23 protein-coding genes and 2 riboswitches are annotated in these 25,235 nt (G+C 61.6%); of the genes, 4 read left to right on the top strand and 19 right to left on the bottom strand.

Going from position 1 to position 25,235, the window contains the following annotated elements; all coding sequences use genetic code 11:
* Positions 1–268 precede the first annotated feature (268 nt).
* A complete protein-coding gene (locus tag QMN23_RS05500) occupies positions 269–790 on the top strand; it encodes a nitroreductase family protein (RefSeq protein ID WP_282002428.1) in 522 nt (173 codons plus the stop codon).
* Between the two features lie 48 nt (positions 791–838).
* A complete protein-coding gene (locus QMN23_RS05495; protein WP_282002427.1) occupies positions 839–1,045 on the top strand; it encodes a hypothetical protein in 207 nt (68 codons plus the stop codon).
* 40 nt (positions 1,046–1,085) lie between these two features.
* Here QMN23_RS05495 and QMN23_RS05490 read toward each other — a convergent pair whose 3' ends face one another.
* The 7 genes from QMN23_RS05490 to QMN23_RS05460 form a co-directional block, all read right to left on the bottom strand.
* Complete coding sequence (locus QMN23_RS05490; RefSeq protein WP_282002425.1) at positions 1,086–1,490, bottom strand: PaaI family thioesterase; 405 nt, start codon at positions 1,488–1,490, stop codon at positions 1,086–1,088.
* 178 nt (positions 1,491–1,668) lie between these two features.
* Entirely contained in the window at positions 1,669–1,815 is a 147-nt protein-coding gene (locus QMN23_RS05485) for a hypothetical protein (protein WP_282002423.1), read from the bottom strand.
* Positions 1,816–2,056: 241 nt separating this feature from the next.
* Complete coding sequence (locus tag QMN23_RS05480) at positions 2,057–3,007, bottom strand: L,D-transpeptidase family protein (RefSeq protein WP_282002422.1); 951 nt, start codon at positions 3,005–3,007, stop codon at positions 2,057–2,059.
* A gap of 135 nt (positions 3,008–3,142) precedes the next feature.
* A complete protein-coding gene (locus tag QMN23_RS05475) occupies positions 3,143–3,445 on the bottom strand; it encodes an Lpp/OprI family alanine-zipper lipoprotein (protein WP_282002421.1) in 303 nt (100 codons plus the stop codon).
* Positions 3,446–3,513: 68 nt separating this feature from the next.
* On the bottom strand, positions 3,514–4,827 hold the full coding sequence (locus QMN23_RS05470) for a L,D-transpeptidase family protein (RefSeq protein ID WP_282002418.1): 1,314 nt from the start codon (positions 4,825–4,827) through the stop codon (positions 3,514–3,516).
* An 82-nt stretch (positions 4,828–4,909) separates the two neighbouring features.
* A riboswitch (cyclic di-GMP riboswitch) is annotated at positions 4,910–4,986 on the bottom strand.
* Positions 4,987–5,103: 117 nt separating this feature from the next.
* A riboswitch (cyclic di-GMP riboswitch) is annotated at positions 5,104–5,180 on the bottom strand.
* A gap of 158 nt (positions 5,181–5,338) precedes the next feature.
* On the bottom strand, positions 5,339–6,841 hold the full coding sequence (locus QMN23_RS05465; protein ID WP_282002417.1) for a metallophosphoesterase: 1,503 nt from the start codon (positions 6,839–6,841) through the stop codon (positions 5,339–5,341).
* A 61-nt stretch (positions 6,842–6,902) separates the two neighbouring features.
* Positions 6,903–9,833: a beta-propeller fold lactonase family protein gene (locus tag QMN23_RS05460; protein WP_282002415.1), complete on the bottom strand. Its 2,931-nt coding sequence runs from the start codon at positions 9,831–9,833 to the stop codon at positions 6,903–6,905.
* 382 nt (positions 9,834–10,215) lie between these two features.
* On the opposite strand from QMN23_RS05460, the gene QMN23_RS05455 reads away from it, so the two are divergent.
* A complete protein-coding gene (locus QMN23_RS05455; protein ID WP_282002414.1) occupies positions 10,216–11,031 on the top strand; it encodes a mechanosensitive ion channel family protein in 816 nt (271 codons plus the stop codon).
* A gap of 56 nt (positions 11,032–11,087) precedes the next feature.
* Positions 11,088–11,366, top strand: a complete 279-nt coding sequence (locus QMN23_RS05450; RefSeq protein WP_282002413.1) for a hypothetical protein — start codon at positions 11,088–11,090, stop codon at positions 11,364–11,366.
* A gap of 134 nt (positions 11,367–11,500) precedes the next feature.
* On the opposite strand, the gene QMN23_RS05445 is transcribed toward QMN23_RS05450, so the two are convergent.
* The 12 genes from QMN23_RS05445 to QMN23_RS05390 form a co-directional block, all read right to left on the bottom strand.
* Positions 11,501–11,965, bottom strand: a complete 465-nt coding sequence (locus tag QMN23_RS05445; RefSeq protein ID WP_282002412.1) for a hypothetical protein — start codon at positions 11,963–11,965, stop codon at positions 11,501–11,503.
* Between the two features lie 77 nt (positions 11,966–12,042).
* Positions 12,043–12,885: a hypothetical protein gene (locus QMN23_RS05440; RefSeq protein WP_282002411.1), complete on the bottom strand. Its 843-nt coding sequence runs from the start codon at positions 12,883–12,885 to the stop codon at positions 12,043–12,045.
* A gap of 188 nt (positions 12,886–13,073) precedes the next feature.
* A complete protein-coding gene (locus QMN23_RS05435; RefSeq protein WP_282002409.1) occupies positions 13,074–13,541 on the bottom strand; it encodes a very short patch repair endonuclease in 468 nt (155 codons plus the stop codon).
* 26 nt (positions 13,542–13,567) lie between these two features.
* Complete coding sequence (locus QMN23_RS05430) at positions 13,568–15,451, bottom strand: ATP-binding protein (protein WP_282002407.1); 1,884 nt, start codon at positions 15,449–15,451, stop codon at positions 13,568–13,570.
* Complete coding sequence (locus tag QMN23_RS05425) at positions 15,448–16,593, bottom strand: DNA cytosine methyltransferase (RefSeq protein ID WP_282002405.1); 1,146 nt, start codon at positions 16,591–16,593, stop codon at positions 15,448–15,450. The genes QMN23_RS05430 and QMN23_RS05425 overlap by 4 nt, the downstream gene beginning before the upstream one ends.
* Before the next feature lie 345 nt (positions 16,594–16,938).
* Complete coding sequence (locus QMN23_RS05420) at positions 16,939–18,036, bottom strand: helix-turn-helix domain-containing protein (RefSeq protein WP_282002403.1); 1,098 nt, start codon at positions 18,034–18,036, stop codon at positions 16,939–16,941.
* On the bottom strand, positions 18,029–18,358 hold the full coding sequence (locus QMN23_RS05415; protein ID WP_282002401.1) for a type II toxin-antitoxin system RelE/ParE family toxin: 330 nt from the start codon (positions 18,356–18,358) through the stop codon (positions 18,029–18,031). Before QMN23_RS05415 ends, QMN23_RS05420 begins: the two co-directional genes overlap by 8 nt.
* Positions 18,359–18,647: 289 nt before the next feature.
* Positions 18,648–20,006 (bottom strand): sigma-54-dependent transcriptional regulator, encoded by a 1,359-nt coding sequence (locus QMN23_RS05410; RefSeq protein ID WP_282002400.1) that lies wholly within the window; start codon positions 20,004–20,006, stop codon positions 18,648–18,650.
* Positions 20,003–21,133, bottom strand: coding sequence for a two-component system sensor histidine kinase NtrB (locus tag QMN23_RS05405; protein ID WP_282002399.1), 1,131 nt, complete (start codon positions 21,131–21,133; stop codon positions 20,003–20,005). The genes QMN23_RS05410 and QMN23_RS05405 overlap by 4 nt, the downstream gene beginning before the upstream one ends.
* 235 nt (positions 21,134–21,368) lie before the next feature.
* On the bottom strand, positions 21,369–22,175 hold the full coding sequence (gene thiF, locus QMN23_RS05400; protein WP_282002398.1) for a sulfur carrier protein ThiS adenylyltransferase ThiF: 807 nt from the start codon (positions 22,173–22,175) through the stop codon (positions 21,369–21,371).
* Positions 22,156–23,256, bottom strand: coding sequence for a tRNA 2-thiouridine(34) synthase MnmA (mnmA, locus tag QMN23_RS05395; RefSeq protein ID WP_282002397.1), 1,101 nt, complete (start codon positions 23,254–23,256; stop codon positions 22,156–22,158). The genes thiF and mnmA overlap by 20 nt, the downstream gene beginning before the upstream one ends.
* 223 nt (positions 23,257–23,479) lie before the next feature.
* Positions 23,480–25,039: a sulfate adenylyltransferase subunit 1 gene (locus tag QMN23_RS05390; protein ID WP_282002395.1), complete on the bottom strand. Its 1,560-nt coding sequence runs from the start codon at positions 25,037–25,039 to the stop codon at positions 23,480–23,482.
* Positions 25,040–25,235: the final 196 nt, after the last annotated feature.

Raw genomic sequence — 25,235 nt, 5'->3', positions numbered from 1 at the left:
TTTGCCGCAGAGAAACGCGGCGAAAAACGAAGGTCAACGAAGCGCCGGCAGACCGCAGCGGGCCCAGCCCCTGCGGTCTGCCGGCGCCCCAAGGAGCACCGCGCTATCCGCCCGGTGGTATGCCGATTGAGGCGAACGCCAGAAGGGCCTTTCGTCCGGCAGTAAAATGCGCTATCCTCGGGCACAGGTTCGCCGCCGGCCGCTTCGTGCCGCCGGCCCCCTCGCCAGCCGCCAGACTGGCCCGGGGCACTGTTGTCAGGGAGGTCCCATGATCGAACTACTCCGTCACCGCCGCAGCATCCGTGCCTTCACCGCCGAAAAAATCGACCGGCACACCGTGGCAACCCTCGTCGAAGCAGCCCTGCGGGCCCCCTCCTCGCGGGGGAACAACCCGTGGCATTTCATCCTGGTGGACAATCCGGCAACGCTCGAAAAGCTGGCGCAGGCCAAGCAGCACGGCTCGCAGTTCCTGCGACACGCCCCGCTGGCAATCGTCGTCTGCGCCGACAGCAGCCGATCCGACGTCTGGGTGGAAGACACGGCCATCGCCGCCATCATCATCCAGCTGACCGCGGCATCGCTCGGGCTCGGCAGCTGCTGGGCGCAGATCCGCAACCGGCCCCATGACGGCGAAACGTCGGCCGAGCGCTACGTCCAGGAACTGCTCGGGCTGCCGGAGCAGCTCAAGGTGACCTGCATCCTCGGCATCGGCCATCCGGCCGAACAAAAACCGCCCTTGGCAGCAGAGGCCCTGCAGCAGGAGAAGATTCACTGGAACCGCTGGGAGTAAGCGAACCGAACCCGGCGAGAAGATATTTCCGCGGAAGGAGTTCCGGCAATGCCCACCACAACCGTCACCCCGCTGGATCGGGCGCTCGCCAAGGTCTGCGAGTGCTGCCCGGTCTGCCTCCATGCCCGCCATTACCAGCAGGGGGTCGTCTTCAACTTCGTCAAAAACATCGAAGGGGACATCTGCCCGTTCTGCAAGGCCTACGAACGGGTGCACGGCCGGAAGGCCCACGAGAAGCGGCAGCCGGCACGGTGAACGGGTGCGGCAGGGCACGATAGCGCCGTTGCCGCGCCGCCTACGATGAGACCATCAGAGTCGTCGTGCCGTGGGCAACCAGCTTGTGCTGCTGATTGGTCACCGTGACGGCGATGCTCGCCAGCCGGCGCCCGAGGTGCTGCAGCTCGGCGCGGGCGGTCAGGACGTCGCCGAGAGCGGCCGGGCGGACGTAGGTGATGGCGAGGTTGGTCGTGGTGCAGGATTTGCCGGAGGGGAGAAGCGGCCGGGGGAAGAAGGAAACGGTGTCCATCAGCGTGGCGATCAGCCCGCCGTGGGCGCCGCCGAAGTAGTTCCGGTGGCTGGCGTCGACCGTCACCTCCATGAGGGCGTAGCGGTCGCCGATCTCCCGGAGACTGATCCCCAGGGTCCGCAGCATGGAAATATCGTTCCCCGATTCCAGGGTCGCCGGTTCGATCTTGTGCATGAGGATTCCTTTCGCGGTGGGGTGAGCGTCTCCCGCGACGCCGCCGGGATACGGAATCAACTGTAGGTGGCGGTGTCGGGAATTGCAAGCTTTTCCGCGGTGTCCCTCCCGATGCCGCCAATGAGAAAGCCCGCGCCAGGCGGGCTTTTCCAACTCACTCATCTCCCTTTCGGACACGCTAGTCGTACATCCCGAGGCACGGTTCGCGGTACAGCGCTGCCAGTTCCTCGCTAGCCGTTTCATCCTCTCTCATGTCGCTCCGTTCCGTCATATTCAGGTAGGTGCAGCCGCCTTCAAAGCACCATTCACCCGTTCTGTCTAACATGATCGTTCCCTCCTTCCTTTCTCTGCTGCGTCCAGTATACCATATAAAATGAAAATGAAAATGAAAATCATTTGCATGACATTAAGGAAGATTCCGGCTTCCCGGCAACGGCGCAGTGAACGGTCGGAAATGAATTTTTCCGCTGTGCGCGCAGCGATGAACAATAAGATATGACTGGGGAGTGAAGGGGCAGGGTCTGACAGGCAGGGGAAAGGAAAAAGCGGTGCGGTTCGCCCGGCCGCTACGGCCGGATCTCGACCGCGGTGCCATTGGCGACCAGCTTGTCGATCTCGTCGATCTCCCGGTCGGTGACGGCAATGCACCCCTTCGTCCAGTCGGCGGCGGCCTGGGCGTCGCCGACCCACTCGTAGCCGTTCTTGACGCCGTGGATCATGATGTCGCCGCCGGGAGAGACGCCGAGTTCCCGGGCCCGTTTTTTGTCCCGCTCGTTCGGGTAGGAGATGTGCAGCGCACAGTGATAGCGGCTGTCGTGGTTGCGCGAGTCGATGACGTAGGTCCCTTCCGGAGTCTTGTTGTCCCCCCGCCGCTCTTTTGGGCCGACCGGGTTCCCCCCCAGGGCGATCCGGTAGCTCTTCAGCACCTCCCCGCGACAGAGGAGCATCAACCGCCGGGCACCCTTTTCGATCACGATCTTGTCGATCGCCGGCTTCTCGATCGCGTAGGCAAAGACGTTCTTTTCGAGTTCCGCGATCTTCTGCCGCAGGGCGGCAAGCTCGTCATCCTTGCCGGCAAGTTCGCGCCGGAGGGTGTCGAGCTGCGTCTGCTGGGCGGCAATCGTCCGATCCTTGAGCGGGGCGTTGGTGAGGTAGAAGATCATCGTCTCGCTGTTCGCCCGGTAATCGCTCGCCGGGTACTCGGCGACGACTTTCCGGAAGCAGGCGAGCGCCTGCTCGTAATCCTTCCGCTCGTTCTTCGGGTAGGAGTAGACGATGCCCATCTCGAACAGCGCCCGGTCGCCGGTCATCGGCCAGGCGCCGACAATCTGCCGGTATTTGTCCAGCGACTCCTGGTAGCTCCCCTGGTTAAAGAGGCGATCCGCCTCGGCAAAGGTCGGCTTGGCCTGCCGGGTTTCGTTGAAGTGCCCGCAGCCGGCCAGCAGGAGCAGCGCGGCAACGATGCCGATCGCCAACGGCGCACGGCGCCCGCCCCAGCCATTCCATCTGTCTGCCATTCCCACTTCGCTCATCGTTGCCTCATCCTCTGCCGCGTGCTGCCGGTCTTTCGTCCCGCCTCCCCTTCACCGCTGAGGGAGAAGCATCGTTGACCGGGGGCCGCCGGTCACGCCGGCAGCCCCCGTGGAGACAACTTACTTCCGCATCGATTTCTGAAAAGCCAGGTCAGCCTGTTTCGCCTTTTCATCGGCGATCCGTTCCCGCTCCTCCGCCGCCTTGATGGCGTTGTCGGCGCGGGCTGTGGCGTCATCCGCCTTGACTTTGGCCGCATCGGCGGCGGCCTTGGCTGCTTGTGCGTCCTGCACTGCCTGCTGAACTTTCGCATCAAGGAGTCTCTGATCCGCCTGCACTTTCTCCAGTTCGCCGGAGGTCGCACAGCCAATCAGCGTGGCAGGAAGAACAAGCATCATCGAGAACAGTACGAGAGTTTTTTTCATCGGGTATCACCTCCTTTCCATTGAGGATGCCGCCGGGACGGGCGCCTGTCTCACCCGGGATGAGCGGGCTACTTCCCGGCCGGGTCGATTACGATGCCGTCGAGTTCCAAGTCGATCTTCAACCGCTTGACCGCCTCGCGCGCCGCTTCGCCATCGGCAAACGGGCCGGCGAGGACCCGGTAGTCGTCGCTCTTCGCCAGCACCCGGGCCGGGATCGGCGGCCCCTGGTGGTTGATGATGGCGGCCAGCCGCCGGGCATCGAGTTCGTTGGACAGGTCGGCCGCCAGCACATACCAGGCGTCGAGCTTCAGCGCCGGGACCTGCGGCTGGCCGAACAGCTTGGCCGGGTGCGCGACAACGATCCCTTTCGGTATCAGCTCGCCGACCCCCGGGCGGAGCGCGAAGATCGGAATCGGAACCCCCCGGGCCGCGCTCTGCACCTCCTTGATCTTCTGCCAGTCGAGCGGCCGACCGGCCTTCTTTTCGATGGCGCGCAGCTTGTCGTCGATCCGCGCCAGCTCGGCGGCGCCCGAGTCTTCCAGCGGGGTGTGGGCCTCCAGGTAGAGCACGCCGTCGCGCTGGCCGACGAGATAGGGCTGGTTGACGATCGCCACCGGGGTGTTGACCGGAGTGTCGTTGAACAGCTCCCGGATGTTTTCCGGGTAGAGCCGCATGCAGCCGTTGGTCGCCTTGAGGCCGATACTGGCCGGCTTGTTGGTGCCGTGGATCAGGTAGCCCGAGCGGCTCAGGTAGAGGGCGTATTCCCCCAGCGGGTTCTCCGGCCCCGGCGGGACCTCCGCCGGCAGGGGATCGCCCTTCTTCAGGTGATCCGCGGCAATCGACGCCGGCACGTGCCAGGTCGGCCGGGCGGTCTTGCGATAGACCCGCGTCGGGCCGGTGGGGGTGGGCCGTTCCCGGGTCCCGACGCCGACCGGGTAGGTCGCCACCGCCACCGTCGCCCCGTTGGCCTTGTACTGGAAGAGCCGCATCGTCGCGACGTTGACGACGATCCCCTTGCGCGGCGCGTCCGGCAGGATGAAGCTGAGCGGCAGGATGACCCGTTCGCCCCCGGCGGGAACCCAGACATCCACTTTCGGGTTGGCGGCGCTGATCGCATTGATCCCGAGGCCGAAATGCCGGGCGATATCCGGCAGGGTATCCCCCTTTTCGAGGGTCACGACGGCCAGCCGGCCGATGACGTCATCGCCGCTGGCGACGGTAAAATCATGCGCTTCAACGCTGTCGGCCAGCCGGCCCTGCGGCACGGCCGGTTCTTCCCGGAACTTGAGCGCCGCACAGCCCTGGAGCGCCAGCAGGCAGAGCCCGCAGGCGAGCAGGCGAAAAGAGGCGGCGGAGATAGAGAGGTCGGCAATTCTACTCATGGTTCGACACGGTACCTTTCTTGACGATGCGGCATTCCCGGCCCCGAAAACAAAACAGCCGGGACCGAATATCCTGTGATATTTCGGCAACCCGGCTGTCTCGGGGAGACCCTGTAGGCTTTCCGCCCCATTCTCGCGAATGGTTTAGTATTATCGTCTACCACTAACTGATGAAGCTATTGCCAAACTACTGCGGACGCTGCACACCCCTTGTTGACCCGACTGTTCTTTCGTGGTTGTGCCAACAAAAAAGCCGGGGCCGATATCGTGTGATATTTCGGCAACCCGGCTGTCTCGGTGAGACCCTGTAGGCTTTCCGCCCCATCCTTGCGGATGGTTTAGTATTGTCGTCTATCCGTCAAAATTTTTGTGTAATGATACAGTAATATGAGGATTTGTCAATACTTTTCTCTGCGAAGGCGGCTCAATGAAGGTCCCCCTCTTCCCGCAGTCCCTGCGAAACGGGGTAGCCTGTGCTACGGTCAGCGCCCCCCCTGACTGCCCGGGGAGATCAAGAGGCGTTGATGCTGTCAATAAATGCCTGTTGCTCCATAGTGGCGATACCGCTCCAGTAGATCCGCCAGTTTGTATCGGTAATCGGATTGAAGAGCGTGTCGCTGACCGAATGGGGTGCATTGTGGCCGGAATAGTAGTAGCCGCGGTAAAGCGCCTGCTGGGCACTGTTGGTTACCAGCGCTGGGGTGAGCCGCGCAAGGGCAGTGTCCAGTGGGCCCGGCAGAGCATAGGCCGCCGAGAAGGTGTAATAGGCGGAGAACTGCGCCGGCGCGGTGGCGAGGTCGTAGTTCAGCGCGCTGTAATCGAGTGGTTTAAGCGTGGCGCCGGAAATGGCGAAGCGCTTGAATGCCGGGTTGTTGCCGAAGTATGGCGCGATGGCGGGCGTTATTTCGACCGTATCGGAAGACGGCAGGACCCGGTATTCATCCATGTGGGTATGGCCGGCAAGGGTCAGGGAGATGCTCCCCGGGTAGTTGGCGACGATCTGCAAAAACCTCGTCTGGTACTCGGAGACCCACATCATGGTGGCCGTGGCGATATGGCCATTGGCGTCGACATTGGCAGGCTTGGCGGTGGTGCCGATATCGGCGCCGGGAGGCGCGTGCATCAGCAGCCAGACCTTTTTACCGGCAACGGTGGCCGCGGCAAGCCGTGAGTCCAGCCAGTCCAGTTGCGCCGCCACCGCACTGTCGTTGGCGCCGGGAGTGGGCGCGACCAGCGGGGAAAAAATGATGGTATTCAGCCCGATCACCATCAGGTTCGTTCCCGGCGGCTCCACGGCATAATAACCGCCACGGGTGAAGGTTGTCAGAAAGGCCTGGTGGTCGCCAATACCGTTCAGGAACGAGGTGTAAAACAGCTCGGCCGTATTGGCGAGAAAGGCGCTGTCCGGCCCGTAGCCGGTGTAGGAGTCGCCATTCCCGACCGCGAACAGGACCGGGACGGTACCGACCGCCGCCCGCACCTTGGCCATGAAAAAGGCGACCGCCTTGTCGGTGAAGGCCTGCATGGCGGCAACATCCGCGGCGTCGCGCGGGGCCGTGGTCCCGTTAAGGTTGAAATAAAACATTTGCGGGAGACCATGGCCAAGAATGTCGCCGGTGTAAATAACGAAGGGACTCGCGCCCAGATTCTGCGTGATGCCGGCGAGGGCCAGCGTGAGCAAGGGGTAGTTGGAATCCTTGCCCCAGGCCGAAGGCGCCGTAAGAGCCGATGTCCTGAAAACGGCATCCCAGTCGCTCGCCGCTGCCGCGTTCAGGGCCGGGAACAGCGAAGGGTCGTACAGCGGGTTGAAGTGCACGTCCGAGAAGACGACCACCGGAAAATCGCTGCCGGAGGAGCCGCTCTTGCTGCCACAGGCCGTGGTCAATCCCCCCAGATAGATACAGGCGACGGTCCCCGTCGAATATTTCACGAAATCCCGCCGGGTTATGCCGGGAGAACGTGTCGTTGACGTGCTGTCCTGATTACTGCCGTGGTGCTTCGAATTACTCGCCACGAGCTGCTCCTTTTGTCGGGAATACCTGCGCCCCTGCCCGGTGAAGCCGGGGAGGGGCGAGCTATTTCAGCGCCAGATGGTAACGAGCCAGCAGCTCCTTGCGGTTCCGGCGCAGGTCCTTGCCGCTCGGGGCTGCGGGATACGGCTTGTTCCCCATCAGCCCTTTCCACAGCACGCGGTTGTACTGCGCGAAATTGAACTTGTCCTCGGACGAGAAGTCCATCCCCCTGGTCGCCTGTGCCCAGTACCGCGCGTCATGGGTCGATTTCGGCGCCCGCGCCCTGCTGACGGGGGAGAGGGCGGCGAACGGCGGCAGGGTCGTCCCGGCAAGAATCGGCGCCGGCTTGGCGACAAAGCTCCAGGGGGCCGGGGTTGTGGTGAAAATATCGGTCATCGGCCGGGCAAGGGCGTCGTTCAGGTTCATCGGCGGGAGCCCCAGGACCTCCTCGATGGTGCGCAGGAAGTTGATGGTGTTGTAGTGGGAAGAGACGAGCGCGCCCCGCTTCACGTACGCGCCGGCCACAAACGCGATGCTGCGGTGGGAATCGACGTGGTCGCCGCCGTCCTGGGAATCGTCTTCGATGACGAAGACCAGCGTGTTGTCCTTGTAGCGGGGACTGTTCGCAATCTTCTCCAGGAGCAGGCCGACCGCATAGTCGTTATCGGCCTGCTGCAATTCCGGAGTGTTCACGCCGTCGATCGCCGTGTTGAAGTTGCCGGTGTGATCGTGCATGAAGCGGACGAGGCTGAGCGTCGGCAGGTTGCCGGCGGTTTCATAGGCATCGAACTCCCGCTCCCACTCCTTATAGCGGTAATAATCGGGGAACGAGTTGTCGAACCCGCGGAAATAGATGTCGGTGTAAGGGGCCAGGGCGGCACTGGCGGGGTAGGCGACCTGGGTGCCGGTGGAAGCCGGCGCCTTCACGAGAGGAATGCCGCCGGCGGCCAGGGGAACATTGTAGCGGGTCTGGTCGACGAAAAAGCCATAGTTGCGGACCGAGAGCCCCCGGCGCAGCGCTGCATCCCACAAATACCCCTTGTTCACTTCGTTGTTCGGCCCATCCGGCGCCGCCACGTCGGTCTGTCCCGGCAGCAGATCGTCGTCGTCCGGAGTGAGCGGATTGGCCGCCTTGCGTTCGGCAAGGGTCTTGTAGGCAACGTTCACGCTGCGGTTGGTCCCCTCGGTATCCAGGCTGAGGCCCCGGCTGGCGTAGGCGACCGCATACTGACGCTCGACCACGTCCGGGGCGCGGGCCGACGTGGTCCACGCCCATCCGTCGTTGCTCACTTCGGCCGTATCGTAGAAATTGTCGAGGGTGACGAAGGCGCGCGCCATGGCGTGCATATTCGGAGTATAGGGCTCGCCGAATTCGGCCAGGGCGGGATCGCCGTTGCCTTTTTCCAGGTCGCCCAGGATCTGGTCGTAGGTCCGGTTCTCCTTGATGATGAAGATGACGTGCTTGATGTTGGCCTGAAGCACCTTCATGACCTCCTGGTCCCTGGCGCCATCGGCATAGGAGAAGCGGTTGTTGGCGGCGACCTGCGCCGTCAGCCGCCAGAGTTGCGTAGCAGCGGGAAGCGGCAGACTCTGGAGCCCGGCCTTGGTCAACTGGGGATTGTAATGGTTCGTCAGGAAGCCATTCGGGCGCGAAGGCGGCCCGTAACTGTAGCGGAAATCGGGATTCGGCCCGGTCGCCGATTTCCCGTTGATCACGTACATCCAGGTGCCGTCCGCACTGATGCTGGCGGAGTTCGGATACCAGCCGGTGGGAATGAGCCCGGCGACCTGCCCGCCCGTGCGGGCGGCATCCAGGTTCACCACCGCGACGCAGTTCAGGTTCCCGTTCGTCACGTAGAGGCGTTTCTCGTCGGGCGAGAGCGTGACGCTGTTGGGGTTTGCGCCGGTAAAGCCGGCCAGCGAGGCGGGCAAGGCCGCCGCCGGGGCGATGACGGGGATGGTGCCGACGAGCGTGTTGTCGCTGGTGCGCACGATGTCGATCCTATCCGATTGGTCTTCGACCACATACAAAAGCGATTGGTCGCGGTTGAGCGTCATCTTGTTCGGCTGGCCCACCACCTTGACCCGGGCCTTCACGCCTAAAGCGCCGTTCAGATCGACGACGACGACCTCCCGATCGCGGATGCTCGACACATAGGCGGTTGCGGTCCCGTCGGCCTCCGTCCCTTTAACGGCCACCCAGAACGGGTATTCGCCGCCCGGTTCCCCCACGGTCCCGCCGCTCTTGCCCGGGCGCATGTCCAGCTCCGTTGCCGGCCCCCAGTTGTTGAGCCCGCCCCTGAAGACCGAAATCGAGTCGTTGTAGTAATTGGCGACCACCAGGGTCTTGCCGTCGCGGGAGATGGCCAGCCCCGCGGCGCACGGTTTCACGCCGATCTGGAGGTTGATGGAACCGTTCCCGAAGTCGGCGCTCCAGGGAAGGCCGTTCCCCATGTTGTTGTGGCCCAGGGCCAGCGGCGCGTTGACCTCCGCCCAGATGCCGTCGGCGCCCTGAGAAAAGACATGAACGTTGTCGCTCACCCCCCCGCTCACGTAGAAAGCCTTACCCGACGGGTCGAAGACAATCCCGTTGTAGCTGTTGGGAATCGTCACCACCTGTTTTTTGATCGGCGTGTTCGTTGAAATGTCGTAAATGAATACGTATTCGTTGGAATCCGGCGAGTACCACGGATAGGGGGTGCTGGGGGTAGAGGTATAGACGCGGTTATAGCCGCTCGTCAGCACCAGGAGGGTCTTGTTGTCCGGACTTTTCACGCTCGTGACCGCTTGGCCGGCCAGCCAGTCCGGCTTGTCGGCCAGACCGGGGTTCAATGTTTCGAAACGGGCCCCCGGAGGGGCCAGCGGGGTAAGGTACTGATCCATATTCGGCAGGAACTGAACGGAAGTGGTGGTGCCGCCCCCGCCCTCGCATCCGGCGAGCGCAAAGACTGCCACAGCAAAAATAAGCATAACAAGCAATCGACCAGGTCCCATGAAATCTCCTTTCATCCTGCCACATGGTTTTCCGTAAAGCCTGAATTGAGACGAACAGTCAAAGAACGAATCGACGGTGAAGCAACGCTCCGGCGGCCGGAAACGGCCATATACGCATCCACTCAGCATCATATCGTCAAATATGTGCGCAACTTTAGGAGGATTGGCTAACTATACGGGCTGATTGGATGGTTTGGTGGAGAGTACTCAATAAGGGCGCAGCAGAGGGGTTTGCCCCGGGAGGTTTTCGAACGGCACTCCAGCAACAGTAGCAAAGCCGGCAGATTACAGTAAACTAATCACACATCCGGGGGAATGCTGCAAAACAGGTTAAAAATTAGGGCAATAGCATCGTCAACAACACGAGTCAGCGGAGGTGCGTATGGATCAGATGGGGCAATACCAACAGCTTGCGGTAACCTACGCCACAGAGTACGGCACGAAACTCGTTTCGGTGATTCTCTTTTGGCTGATCGGCCGATGGCTGATCGGCCTTGCGGGCCGGATGCTGCAGGGGGCTCTGGAGCGACAGAAGGTCGATCCCACCTTGATGCGTTATATCGGCAACTTCGTTGCCGTGACCCTGAACATCATCCTGGTTGTCGCCATCCTCGGCTACTGCGGCATCCAGACCACCACCTTTGCCGCCTTGGTCGCCGGTGTCGGTATCGCCATCGGTGCCGCCTGGGGCGGGTTGCTCTCCAACCTCGCCGCCGGGATATTTCTCGTCGTGCTTCATCCTTTCAAGGTCGGCGATTTCGTCACGGCGGCCGGAGTGACGGGGACCGTCAAGGAGATCGGGCTGTTCGTCACGTCAATCAACACCCCGGACAACATCATGACGATGGTCGGTAACAGCAAGGTCTTCAGCGATACCATCCAGAATTTCACCACCAATCCGTACCGCAGGGTCGAGTTGAAATGCCAGTTGGCGGGCGGCGCGGATCACGTTGCCGCCATGAAGCTGCTGACGGAAAAACTGGCCGCGATACCCAACGTGCTGGCGGACCCGTCGGTTCAGGTTGAAATTCTCGAGTTCACCCTGGTCGGCCCGGTACTGGCCGTGCGGCCATTCTGCCATAACGACAATTACTGGCAGGTCTACTTCGACGGCAATCGCGCCATCCGGGAAAGCCTTGCTGCGGCCGGCTTCCCCGCGCCCATGCCAGCCCAGCTGGTGATGGTGCAGAATCAGTAAGCCGACCAGGAGCCACGTCAGTCGCCAGTCACCCCAACCAAAAAAGGAGAGTTACCATGTCACGTAAAATGATCCTGCACACTGTTCGCGTCGGAATCGTTGCGGCAATCTTTGCCGGCGGCTACCTCTGCGGGTCGGTAACCGGGCGCAGCGCAAACGCCCAGATGGGAGATCTCGGCAACCAATTGCTCCAGCAGGCAACGGAAAGCGGCGGGATGCTCGGCAGCGTCGCCGAACTCGGCACGACCATCACCGACATGCAGAAAAACGTCTCCGCTCTGCAAAAAAATATTGAGGTATTGAAGAAGGTACAAACTGCTCTGGGCGGCAAGTAGCGCCACGCCATCAAAGCCTCCCCTGCCTTGCCCTCGCGCAAAAAGCGCTTGCGGCAAGCCAGGGGAGTGACCTGCAGACAGGGGGGGCTGAAGCGGGGTTTGTTTTGTGTGGCAGGGAAAGAGTTTCGCTTGCCTTAGTCGGGGCGAGGGCTCTCGAAGTTCACAAAGAAATCGCACACCTCATCCCCCCTGCCGATCGCCCGCCCGATCTCCACCTCGACCGCCCTGCCGGTCACGCGCGAGAAGATCGTTTCCATCATCCCCTGAGAGCAATAGCATTGGACCGGATGGAGCTCGATCAGCCCGGAACGGACGAGCGGACAGCCGCATTCGCCGAAAATGCCCCGGATGCCACCCCCTTCGAAGACCCACCGCCCTTGCAGGTTGCGCTTTTCCCGGAGGGCATTCCACCCCGTCACCAGGTCCTCCAGGGAGCGCACCTCTTTGCCCAGGTACTTGGCGCAGAGCGATATCAGGTCCGTAGCGCACGCCGCCCCGGCCGGCTGCATGATGGCGCGTTGCCGGTCCCGATCGAGCAGCTGGATTCCTTCGTGCAGCCCCGCCACCCAGCTTCGGTTCTTGTCTACGGGAATGTTCATGGTGCCCCCCCAACAGAGAGAATACGCCAAACGTGAACTATAACAACCCCATCCCCCTCCTGGTCTCCTGAAGAACGTCAGGGATTGGCAACCGCAGCGGTTGCAGAGGCGGGAGCAACTGCCGGTGCGGTTTCATCGCTGGCCGCTTTGGCGATCTCCGCAACCTTCGCGGCGAGAGCCGCCTTTTCTGCCGCCGCCTTCGCCTCTGCCGCTGCCTTCGCGTCTGCCGCTGCCTTGGCTTCAGCGGCGGCCTTCGCTTCAGCGGCGGCCTTGGCTTCAGCAGCAGCCTTCTCCGCAGCAGCCTTCTCCGCAGCAGCCTTCTCCGCAGCGGCTTTCTCTGCCGCCGCCTTTGCCTCGGCTGCGGCCTTGGCTTCGGCGGCAGCTTTCTCCGCAGCCTTCGCGATAGTAACCGCCTGCTCGATTTTGCCGAAGAAATCCTTGTAGAAGGAGGCATCCGTTATGTCCCCCTCCTTGGTCACTACGGTGGTGTATTCCGTGCCGGTGGGGAAAAGGGGGAAGATCCAGAGCAGGTGCCACCAGGTGTGATGGGACGTGTGGAGCACCGTTTTTTCACTTGCGGCCAGTGTAATGACGCTCTGATCGGGGGTGGCTCCTTCGGCGATGTCAGCAGAGACATTCACGTCATACGACACCTCCTTGTCGTTCGGGTCCTGCAGGCTGCGGGTAGCCTTGACCAGGCCGGAGGCCGCGTCAGCACGCTCCACGTTGAAATTCTGCTTCACCAGGGCCTGTTTAACAATCTTGAGGGTCCGGTCGGCAGGGGCCTCGACGGTGTGGCTGTTGCCGACAATGGCGGTTTTCTCGGAGAAAGCAGACCGGTAGGCGTTCTGGGAGGCGCAACCCGCCAGTGCGACAACCGCGGCGAGCATCCCTGTTTTCATCATTTTCAAAACGTTCATTGTTCCCTCCCATGTAGTGGCCCCAAGGGCGTAATTCCACGTAATTCTTCCAAGAAAACAAAAAGACGACCATTCTCAGCAACCAAGCGGTCGTCCTTTTTTTACATGTTATATCGTCAAATATGTGCGCAACTTGAGGAGTATTGTCTAACTAGGCGGGTTGATACTTAACAAACTAACAACGTCCCCTAGGGGGTTCCCCGGGAATCAGGTATGGTTAGATTTTTATTATATTCTTCCCCAGAAGCCAACCATTCGCACACCAATCTCGCAATCACATCGGGGTCAGCACATTTCTTCTTGAGAGCACACTCCCATATTACGGCAACCCTCCACCCCGCGTTCCGAAGGGACTCAGTGTTCCGTCGATCTCTGGCGATATTCTCATCGAATTTCTTGCGCCAGAAATCTACATTGGTTCCGGGCGGCGTGGTTGCCTTACAACCGTGTCGGTGCCAAAAACAACCATGTACGAATACAACCGCCTTGAAGCGAGGGAAGACAATGTCCGGAGTTCCCGGCAACTTCTTGTCGTGAAGCCGATATCGCAACCCAATTTTGTGCAACGACCTTCGAAGTCTCATCTCCGGACCGGTATTCTTTTGACCGACCCTGGACATGATTCTTGAACGCGCTTGTTTGTCAACGGTGTCCACTTCCGCTTACCTTCAGCAACCGATGTTCATATCCTGTCCCTGATGGAGACGAGCGTTCCCAAGTGATCCATGTTTTGGGTGCGGTTTTTTTTCTTGTAGTCAAGTGAGTCACAGACGGCTTCTATCTTCTGGCAGAAAATGTCGGCATTCAGCTTGATCATCCACAGATCGCCATTCGTCGGCTCCGTACGATTGGTGCTCTGCCACTGCATCTCGTCGTTAAGAGGATGCTCTGGACGAAAAGGATGGATGTTGAAAATCTTGTGATCGATCTTGGTGATCCAGGATGCCCCGACCTCCGTGATCGCTCCCCACGAGGCTTTCGTGTTCTCACTGGTCACGAATAGCACGAATATCTTTTGGGTCGAATAACTTTCGACGAAAAATTCGCGGAGATAGTCATAGACGGCTCGATCTTCCGGCACACGGCAAACTTCGTCGTCACAGTTGGTGTATAGGATGTCATCGGGCGGAACGTTGTTGAACACCAGCATCTGATAAATAATGTCGGCGAAAGCCTTGTCCGGATAAGTCTGGCTGATGAGAATCTTCTTCTTTTGCGAATCGACTTTCGCTTTCAGGCCGAGGTCAGGGCTATGAACATTGATGGACCTTGAGATGACGTCCTTCACCGCCTCACGAGAAGCATTCACCCCCAGCACCGCCAACGCATTAGCCGCTTCTTCGCTAGCATTCTTGCGAAAACCATCTACGGCGGCCCTCAATTTCGCTTCATCATTCCTTTGAGCCTCTTCCTTCAGTCGTTTCTTATCGGCATTGACTATGTCCGTGTAGGTTTTACGCTTCCTGAGGATTTCGGCAAGCAACTCATTTCTAACGAACTCGCGCACGGCCTCATAGCGCGGATCGTCTGACTTGTATCCCTGCCGGTTGCTCAACGCCATATCCGGCAGTTCCGTCAACTCGAACAGATCGACATGCAACTGTCCGACGACATACACCTCGGTCAACTTGTTCTGACCAACGACGGGGAGGATGTTGAACTCACCCATTTTTTCGTTGGCGAAAAGCGAAATGAAGTTGTCCGGGAAGTCGGTCAACTCCGCCTTCCGTCCTCTAGTAGTCTTGTAGGTGCCTATCCACCCCAAGACCTCCAGTGTGTATTCGTGCTCTTTCCCATCGTTGGCCTTCATGGTGATCGACATGACCTTCTTCGCTTCTGCTGCGACCAGGTCGGGACGCCTGGCTGGATAACTGTCAGGGACGAGATCACACAGTGGCGCAAACTTGTCGCCAAGCGTAATCAGGGTGCTCAGTTCACCCATGATGCTCCGATCGAAAGCGTCGATCGTCACCGTCTTGTTTCCGCGAATGATGTGTATCCGGAAGTTTGCATCCACCAGAGGAAATATTTTGAGCAGATTCCGTTTGACCGGGGCCAGAGTCTGGTGGAGACGGTATTGCGGGTTTCGCATGATGATGGCAGAACCATGATCTTCAATGCGCTCGAAAACGATCTTCTCGTCCTCTATCGCCTTCAGTTCGTCACCGTTCTCCGGGCGGCGGGACAACACGAATCCGGATTTCTCCCCATCGGCAACCGTCAGGATATCGACGTTTTCCGAAACGGAGAGCGCTGCCAGCTTACCAACACCCTTTCGCCCCATCTTACGGCGACTACCGGACTTCGTCTTAGATTCGTCTTCCGTGGTTCTAGAGACACCTGCGACATTCAAGTACTTGGCGATATCACCGGCCTCATAAGACATTCCGTGACCATCGTCCTCGACACGGATGTCGTCTTTATTGGAGATGATGTAGACGTTCTTCGCGTCCGCGTCATATGCATTGGCGATCAACTCCGCCAAGACGTAATAGATGTTTGTGTAGAGATTCGGCCCGAGCAATTCCAGAATGCGCGGATCCACGCTCAATCGGTACTCTTTCATGTCATCCCCCTAGAAGGGAATGAACGTACCTCGCGTCTTTCCCTCTGTTTCGATCGATACGCTCTCTTGGTAGCATCCGAAACGTGCGACAGCAAGCTGGTACCAATGATCTCTCCGAGCGTGACAGGAACGGCATTGCCGATCAGTCTGCCGATGGACTTCTGGCAGACCTGTTCACCCGGCCGAGTAAACTCGTAATCCGCTGGGAAGCTCTGCAGAATCGCTCCTTCTCTAAGCGAAATCGCCCTGTCTTGCTGCGGGTGCCCGAAGCGACCATTGCCGAACCCGAAGAATTGGGTCGTCATCGTGGGGGCGGGATCTTCCCAAGTCATGCGGCCATAAACACTGGGGTAGGTCTTTCCCGATGATTTTTTGTGACAGTTGGCCACCAACTCTCTGGGCCAGTCACGCCAAGTCCCTCCGGGTTTGGAAGCCTTTATACGGCGCATATTGATTTCGGAAAGAGCCGAGCACTGATGCAAAGGGTCATTCGGATGGCTCGTCCCGGCCTTGAGCGGAGGCAAGTCACCGATGGCCTCTTTGACGGTTCTTGGCCTCCTGCCGAATTCCTGTGGGGTAAGAAGTGAGATCGGGCCGAGTTTGGAAGCCAGCAATACCAAGCGGTTGCGTTGTTGGGGAATGCCGTATTCGGCGCAATTGATTACCTGGTACGCGACCGAATACCCCTTGAATTCAAGGTTGGCCACGAACTTGTCGAAAACGTTCTGTTCGATGAGTCGTGGAACATTCTCCATCGTCACCAGTTCCGGCGACAACTCATCCACGAGTCTCGAAAACTGCAACAGAAGCCACCAGCGTTTGTCGGATTCCGTCGCTTTATGATTGTAGGTGGAAAAGGTCTGGCACGGAGCACAACCGGCCAAAAGCTTGATTCCGTTCTTTCTGTAATGACGCTCCAGATCACAGACAGCAAGTTTCTCCACGGATTTGAGCAGGAACTTTGCTTTGTTGTTGGCAGTATAGGGATACTCACAAACCGGATCAATGTCCACGCCCAGACGGACATCGACACCAGCCCTCACTAGGCCATGTGTCAACCCCCCTGCTCCGCAAAACAAGTCGACGGCATACACTTTGCGTCTCGGAGTAGCTCTTTTTTTTGGTTGTGCCACGTTTTTCATTTTTCTGAGTCCCTACCTAAATATCCCTTAGTCACTCGTCAGACGTTTAGCTGACAATCATTTATATGGCCCCCAAAGGGGATGTTGTTAGCCAGTTAACTTGCTCTCCGGCTTTCCAACGCTGGCAGCCTCAATGTACGAACTGTCCCTGGTATTACTCCGCATCCGACGTATTCCCCTCAGACAAAATCCCTCCCGCCAAACAAAGCAAAAACCCAGCAAATTCCTACATAATCTTAACAGGTTGGCATAAATAAGGTGGGTTCAGGGCTCAGGGGGACGCTGTTTATTTGCTAATTAGCTCGACACTTACTAAACAATTAAACAACGTCCGTTGCAGTCCCTTCATCTCTCGTGACACCACTCGTACCGCACTTTGAGAGTTTTGTTCAAACGCGAATCCCATCTCAGCAACCCTTCATTCTGCAGCCTGCCGACGATGATGCCAGGTGCTACCCGCAATTCATCGGCCAATGCCCTTATTGCCACCTCCGATTTCTGCATTGATGCCAAGGCCTTGGAGTACTGGGGCGGGACTAGCCAATCCCTGGCGAATTCATTGGCTTCCTCCTCATGCTCGTTACTGAGCGCACCTTCCACCTCTATGAAGCGCAGCCGCTTGCCATGGTGCAGCAAGTGTCCCGCCTCATGGAAGAACGAGAACCAAAAATGGTCATTGGTCTTATGCCGCAGGCTCAGCATCAACAGAGCCTTGTCCTGCGAGAGCCACAGGGTGGCCCCGCTGGCGGGGCATCCCTTCGGCGCCGGTTCGATGATCACGGCAACACCGGTTTTCGCACATGCTTCGATTAATTTTGGAATGAATAGTTCAGGGTCAGGTTCTCTGGTCAATGCCCGCAAAGCCCCAAGTGCTTCTTTGAATGCCGCTCGATCATACGGTTCTGTTTTCAGGGTTGCGGCGCTCCGCTCCCCCTGCCGGAGCCATGCCGCTACCGAACCGGCATGCTTGTCAAACTTGTTGGAAGCACGGAAAGCCGCTAAAGGCTCTCCATATTCCTTTCTCCACAGTTCAACAGTTGCAACGCCAAAGAACCGCAAGCATTCGGCAACCTGCTCCCCCTTGTCGGCAAAAGCCCGAATCCAGCCAAAATTGATCATCTCTTTTAGGGGAAGTTCCTTGAGCCAGTCCGCTACGACCTTTAACGAATCCCTTTCAGCCATGCGCACCAGCCCTTCCCGATATTGAGCCTCACGGGTAAGCCAAAAGTGAGCGGTACTGCCGACAACCCGTTCCAGCTTGATCGCTGTATCTTCCGTTATCGGCGCCTTCCCGTTGATCAACAGACTGATGTGCTTGGTGGTATAGCCGGTACGTTTGGCCAGCTCGGTCTGTTTCCAACCGTGCTCTTCAAGCCGATCGAGAATCGTGTCACCCGGCGGAGAGATCCAGTCGGGAGAGAATGTCGCTACAGATTTAGTCATGATAGTCACCTATAAAAACGATGCGGACCTTTGTGACAAGGTCCCACGCAATGGAGTCATCATCACGTGTGGGAATGGGATTGTTTGCCGGTTCAAAGACGAGACGCTTGCCCCCCTGCAGATTGAGAGCAAACTGGTTGGCGCGGTCCCCCTTTAACGGATGAGGGCGACCGGAAGTCAGCTCGGCCACATTGGCCGCGGCACGCAGATCAGCCAACCGGGTTCGGAGCTTGCGACTACAGTTGTCACCAAGCTGTTTTGTCATGAGCCGTTGTTGTTCACAGAGGGCTTGAATGTCAGGGGAGGAAAACTCAATATCCATTCGGATATCCTCTTATAATATAGTTTACCAAAAAGGTAAACACTTTTCAGCAACACAACAAGATCTGGTAATATTCTCAAACCGACTTTCTCATACCAAATCCCCCCCGCCAAATAAAGCAAAAACGCACCAAAATCCCACATAATTTTAGCAGGTTGGCATATATAGTAACTTTTCCGAAAATAATACAGGAAACCAGCTTAGCAGAACGACTCGGCAAGACACCTTCGCGGTAAATGAGCGGCAGGGAAAAACCGGCCGGGGCGGTTGCCCCGGCCGCAGGGGGGAATCAGCGTTTCTCGGGCGGGACGATCCCGTACTTCTCCATCCGGTAGATGAGGGTATGGCGGGGAATCCGCAGGAAGCGGGCGGCGGCGGTCTGGTTCCAGCCGTTCCGCTCAAGCGCTTCGGTGACTACTTCCTGCTCGAGCTGTTCGAGGGGATAACCGTCGTCGGGGAGGCGGACGACGGGGCTGCCGGCGACGCCGCCGAGGCGGATTTTTTCCGGCAGCTCGGCGGCGGTGATGGTGTCGCCGTTGCGCATGATCAGCAGCCGCTCGACGGTGTTCTCCAGTTCGCGGACGTTCCCCGGCCAGCCGTAGGCGGTGAGGAGCGCCAGCGCCTCGCGGTCGAAGACGACCTGCTCGCTGCCGTGCTTGGCGCAGAAGTAGCGGAGGAGCAGCGGGATGTCGTCGCGGCGGCGGCGGAGCGGCGGCAGGGCGATGGGGATCACCGCCAGCCGGTAGTAGAGGTCTTCGCGGAAGGTGCCGGCGGCGATCGCCGCCTCGATGTCGACGTTGGTGGCGGCGACGACCCGGGCGTCGAGCCGGTAGGGACGGGTGCCGCCGACCGGCTCGACTTCTTTTTCCTGGAGCGCCCGGAGGAGCTTCGGCTGCAGTTCGACCGGCAGATCGCCGACCTCGTCGAGGAAGAGCGTCCCCCCCTCGGCCAGCTGAAACTTGCCGGTCTTGTCCTTGACCGCGCCGGTGAACGCCCCCTTGAGATGGCCGAACAGTTCGCTCTCCAGGAGGTCGCGGGGGATGGCGGCGCAGTTGATGGCGACGAACGGCCCGTCGCGGCGGGCGCTCTGGGCGTGGATCGCCCGGGCGACCAGTTCTTTGCCGGTGCCCGATTCGCCGGTGATCAAGACCGCCGCCTCGGTGGCGGCAACCTTGCCGACGACGGCGAAGACCTGCTCCATCTCGCGGGAGGTGCCGACGATGGTCCGGTAGTCGCGCCGCTCGGCCAGCTCGTCCTTCAGGCGGCGGTTCTCGGCGGCGAGGCCGGTGAACTGGAGCGCCTTGCGGACGGTCAGCCGCAGCTCGTCGCGGTTGAACGGCTTGGTGATGTAGTCGTAGGCGCCGAGCTTCATCGCCTCGACCGCCATGTCGACGGCGCCGAAGGCGGTGATGACGAGCACCAGGGTCTCCGGCGCGCGGGCCTTGATCTCTTTCAGCACCTGGAGGCCGTCAATGCCGGGCATCTTGACGTCGGTGATCACCAGCGCCGCCCCCTCGGCTGCGAACAGCTCCAGGCCGGCCTCGCCGGAGGCGGCGGCGAAGACGTCGTACCCCTCTTCCTGGAGGTTGTATTCGAGGACCCGGCGCAGCGAGACGTCGTCGTCGATGACCAGGATTTTCGCTTTCATGGACGCTCCTCTTCCGCCCCCCGGCTGAGCGGCAGGCTGATCGTGACGGTGGTCCCCCGGCCCGGCTCACTGGCTACCGCCAAGGTGCCGCCGTGGCTCTCGACGATCTTGCGGGTGATGGCGAGCCCGAGACCGGTGCCGTTGGGCTTGGTAGTGAAAAACGGCTCGAAGATCCGCATCCGGGTGGCGGCGTCCATGCCGGCGCCGCTGTCGCGGATGCTGATCTCGCAGCCGGTCGGATGGTCGCCGGCCGGGACGAGGGTGGTGGCGATCGTCACCCGGCCGCCGGCCGGGGTCGCCTGGAGGGCGTTGATGATGATGTTGAGGAAGGCCTGGCGGAGCTTTTCGCCGTCGCCGCGGATGATCGGCGGTCGCGGCGGCGGCGCCAGCTCCAGGGCGATCTGCCGCTCCCGGGCGTCGTTGGCCACCAGGGTGACGATGGTCTCCAGCTCCTCCTGGACGGCGCAGCGCCCCAGCGCCGGCGGCTGCGGCCGGGCCATCCGCAGGAAGTCCTCCACCACCCGGTTGAGCCGCTCGGTCTCCTTGATCTGGATTTCGAGGAATTCGTACTTCCGGTCCCCCGGCCGGTAGTCGTCGCGGAGAATCTCGGCGGTGCCGCGGATCGAACCGAGCGGGTTGCGGATCTCGTGGGCGAGCACCGCCGCCAGTTCCCCCATGGTGGAGAGCTTTTCCGCCCGGCGGAGCTGTTCTTCGATGGCGAGGATCTTCTCCGACTGGAGCCGCAGCTGGCGGTAGGACTCTTCAAGCCCGGCGGCGGTCCGGCGCAGCTCGGCGCTCCGCTCCCGCTCCTTCTGGGAGAGGAAGCCGGTCACCCCGCCGACGACGTTGTAGAGAACGATTTCCAGGTACTTTTCCAGCTCCATCCCGACGTGCCCGCCCCATTGGAAAAAGAGGTGCGGGACATAGACGAGGCTGACCGCCAGCGAGCAGGCGAGGCCGCCGCGCAGGCCGTACCAGAAGGCGGCGAGGATGATCGGCAGGTAGTAGAGCCGCTGGAAGATGTCATGGAGCATCGGCAGCCGGAGCGGCGTCAGGTAGTGGAACAGGCTGATGACGACGATGAACGCCGTCAGGATGAAGGGGCGCGGCAGGGCCGGTTTCTCCATGATCACCTTCGCTGGCCGGGATGGCGCGGCGGGACGGCGCCCGCCGGCTATGCTGCACACTATACGCGACCAGCGACGGAATGCAACGCCGGCCGACTTCTCCGGGTAATCAATCAAGGAGCGTGCCACGACCGTAGCGGCCGCAAGCCGGCGAAATAACGCGGCAATCTACCGAGCGGACCGGCCAGGGGTGGAGGATAATCGCCGCCGGCTGAAGAATATTCTCCAGCCGCCGCTACGGTTCGGTTTCGTCGAGGAGCAGCCGGATCACCGTGTTGGCCTGCTGGGAGGCGGCGATGCCGACCCGCGGGGCCATCAGCCCGCAGCCGGGGCGGGCCTCGGAGGTAAGGTCGCCGACCAGGTAGAGGCGGCGGGAGACCCGGACGGTGCGGATGTCGTTGTTCGGGCCGTAGCCGGCCAGCCCGGAGGCGGCCACCACCGTCGTCGCCGGCAGCCCGGTCATGACCGCGTCGACCAGCATGCTCTTCATCTCTGCCCGGTCGAAGGCCTCGACGACCACCGTGCAGCCGGCGAAGAGCGGCGCGACGTTCTCCGGGCCGAGCAGCACCCGGTGGGGGGTCACCGCGACGTAGGGGTTGATCCGCCGCAGGGTGGCGGTCAGGGCGTCGACCTTGTACTCGCCGAGCTGGTCGACGAAGTACTGCTGGCGGTTGAGATTGGACGGCTCGACGATGTCGAAGTCGGCGAGCACCAGCCGGCCGACCCCGACCCGGGCCAGGGCGATGGCGACGGTGGAGCCGAGGCCGCCGACCCCGGCGATGCCGACCCGGGCCTCCTTGAGCCGCTCGTAGACCCGCGGCGTGTGGCGGGCGACCAGCTGGTATTCGAGCTCCTCCTGCGTCGGAAGCTCGCCGCGGCGGATCAGGAACAGCTCGTCCCCCTCGACCAGCGGCGTCTCCGGCGGCGCCGGGAAGCCGTTGCGGATCAGCACGTCGGCGCCGGGCTTGCAGCGGTCGCGGATGACCGCGATGGTGGCGCCGGCCGGGACATCGACCAGCCGCTCATTGATCCGCAGCTGCATCGGCCCCCTCCTCTCCCCGGAGCGGCGCGACGATCCGCCCGCCGCCGAGCACCTCGTCGTCACGGTAGAAGACCACCGCCTGGCCGGGGGTGACCGACTTCTGCGGGGTGGCGAAACGGACCGCCAGCCGGTCGCCGGCCAGGAGGCGGACCCGGCACGGCACCGGCTGGTGGCGGTAGCGGATCTTGCAGTCGGCGGCAAACTCCGCCGCCGGCGGGGCGACGGTCCAGCTCGCCTCGGCGGCGACCAGCCCGGCGGCGAAGAGCAGCTCCTGCTCGCCGACGATCACCGCGTTGCGCCGCGGATCGAGGGCCACCACGTAGAGCGGCGCCCGCCAAGCGATGCCGAGCCCCCGCCGCTGGCCGACGGTGTAGCGGTGAATGCCGTGGTGACGGCCGACCACCGTACCGTCGACGTGGATGATCTCGCCGGGGCGGGGGGCGAAGCCGGGCGCCTCTTCGAGGAAGGCGATGTAGTCGTCGCCGGGGACGAAGCAGATCTCCTGACTGTCCCCCTTCGCCGCCACCGGCAGGCCGAACTCCGTCGCCAGCCGCCGCACCTCGTCCTTGCTCGCCAGGTCGCCGAGGGGGAAGAGCACCCGGGCGAGCTGCGGCTGGGTCAGGGTGTAGAGGAAATAGGACTGGTCCTTGGCGGCGCAGGCCGCCTTCCGCAGGTGATGGACGCCGGCAGCGTCGGTGGTCGTCCGGACGTAGTGACCGGTGGCGAGAAAGTCGGCCCCCAGCCTTTGGGCGGCGTCGAGCAGCAGGCCGAACTTGACGAAGCGGTTGCAGCGGACGCAGGGGTTCGGCGTCTCGCCGCGATCGTACTGGCTGCGGAAATCGGCGACGATCAGCCGGGCGAACTCGGCGGAAAAATCGACCTGGTGGTGAGGGATGCCGAGGAAATCGGCGACCAGCCGGGCGTCGTTCGGCCGTTCCTCGCCGGATCCCCGGTCGAAGAGGGTCATGGTAATGCCGAGCACCTCGTACCCCTGCTCCTTGAGCAGGGCGGCGACGGTGGAGGAATCGACCCCGCCGCTCATCGCCACGGCGATCTTCATGGGTTTGGTTGTCTGGTTCATGGTCTCCCTGCGGTGGGGCGCCCGTGCGGGTGCCCTCGGCAATCATGGCGCCGCGCCTCAAAACCCGGACGGCGCGCCTCAAAACCAGGGCAGGCACGGGGGCCTGCCCCTACCGCCGATTATCCCCCCTCGATGGGTGGAGGGGACGATACGGAACGGTGGCGCGCGCAATGGGTAATAATAGGGGAAAACGCACGTCCGGTGAAGCATAATCCGTTGCCGCTCAGAAGACCACCGCCGGCGGCTCCTCCGGCGCTGCCAGCGGCGGCTCGCGGTACAGCACCACCAGCGCCCGGTCGCCCTCCCGGCTGAAGCTGAAGGCGAGGCGATGCTCGAAGGCGAGCAGCGCCAGCGGCGCCAGCTGCCCCGGGTCGCGGAGCCGGAAGAGCACCCGGTCCCCCCGGGCCAGGGCGTCGAGAAACGCCGGGGTGACGTCGAATTCGACGGCGCTCCGGGCCCGGGTCAGGTCGACCAGGTTCCCCTCGTCGCCGGCAATGAACTGCTCGTCGAGGTTGATTCGCTGGACGGCGCTGCCGGCCTCGTCGACGACGCTGCGGATGATCCCGCCGCCGCCGATCTGCGGGCCGGCCTCGATGACGAACCGCCCCAGCCGGATGTTGTCGCCGTAAAGATCGCAGGCCCAGTCGCTCTTCAGCAGGAAGCGGACGTTCCCGACCTCGGTGGGGAGAAGTTCGGCGGCCTGCCGCTCGGTCACCTCCAGGGTCGAGGAATCAAGCCGCTCCTCGATCGCCACGGCGGTGGCAATCACCTCGGCGGTGGCCAGCTTGAGCAGGTAACTCTGCCCGGTGCGGAATGGCCGGTCCGCCAGCCAGAAGATGCTCGCCAGCAGCTCGCGGCTCTTCACCGGGGCGCTGCCGCGGCGGGCGATCACCTCCCCCCGCTCGACGAACAGCTCGTCCTCGGTGGTGACGCCGATGCACTCGCCGGCGCCGGCAGCCTCCAGCGCCGGCGCGCCCCACTTCTCGACGCTCCTGATCCGGGTGATCTTGCCGGAGGGGAGGAAGATCACCTCGTCGCCGCGGCGGACTTCGCCGGTTTCCACCCGGCCGGCATAGATCCGCCTGCCGTCCCACGTGTAGACGTCCTGCACCGGCAGCCGCAGCGGCAGGCTCCGGTCGGCGCGGACGTTCTCGAAGGTGTCGAGGGCCTCCAGCACCGTCGGGCCGTCGTACCAGGGGGTACCGCCGAGCCGTCGGGCCATGTTCTCCCCGGCCCGGGCGGAGATCGGGATGACGTGGGCGGGGACGATGGCCACCGAATGGAGGAAGGCGCGGATGTCGTTCTCCACCTGCTGGAAGCGCTGCCGGTCGTAGCCGACCATATCGAGCTTGTTGACCGCCACCACCACCTGGCGGATGCCGAGGAGCGAGAGGACGTAGGCGTGGCGGCGGGTCTGCTCCCGTACCCCCTCGACGCCGTCCACCAGAAGAATCGCCGCGTCGGCCGAGGAGGCGCCAGTGATCATATTCTTCAGGAACTGCTTGTGCCCCGGGGCATCGATGATCACGTAGGGGCGTGTGGCCGTCCTGAAGAAGGTGGCGGCGGTATCGATGGTGATATTCTGTTCCCGCTCCTCCTCCAGGGCGTCCATCAGGTAGGCGAACTCGAACTCCCGCCCCTGCGCCTTGCAGGTGGCAGCGATCTCCGCATAGCGGCTCTCGGGGATCGCCCCGGTATCGTAGAAGAGCCGGCCGATCAGGGTCGACTTGCCGTGGTCCACATGGCCGACGATCACAATTTTCAACGTTTCGGGCTGGTTCATAAGGGTTCCTTTACTATTATTTTCGAAGCCCCCTGGTCGGCGTAGGGCGGTGAAACCAGGGCAGACGCAAGGCCAGCCCCAACACCATCGACGCCAGCATCTGCGTAGGGGGTTACCCGGTTTTCCAAACAACCACCGACCGGGGAAACGTTCAATTTTTCGTCCTGGCAAGGCTGTCGAAGGGACGGCGCGGAGA

Source organism: Geotalea uraniireducens (assembly GCF_027943965.1).
GTDB classification, from domain to species: Bacteria; Desulfobacterota; Desulfuromonadia; order Geobacterales; family Geobacteraceae; genus Geobacter; species Geobacter uraniireducens.
This window is presented reverse-complemented; position numbering and strand designations above follow the sequence as displayed.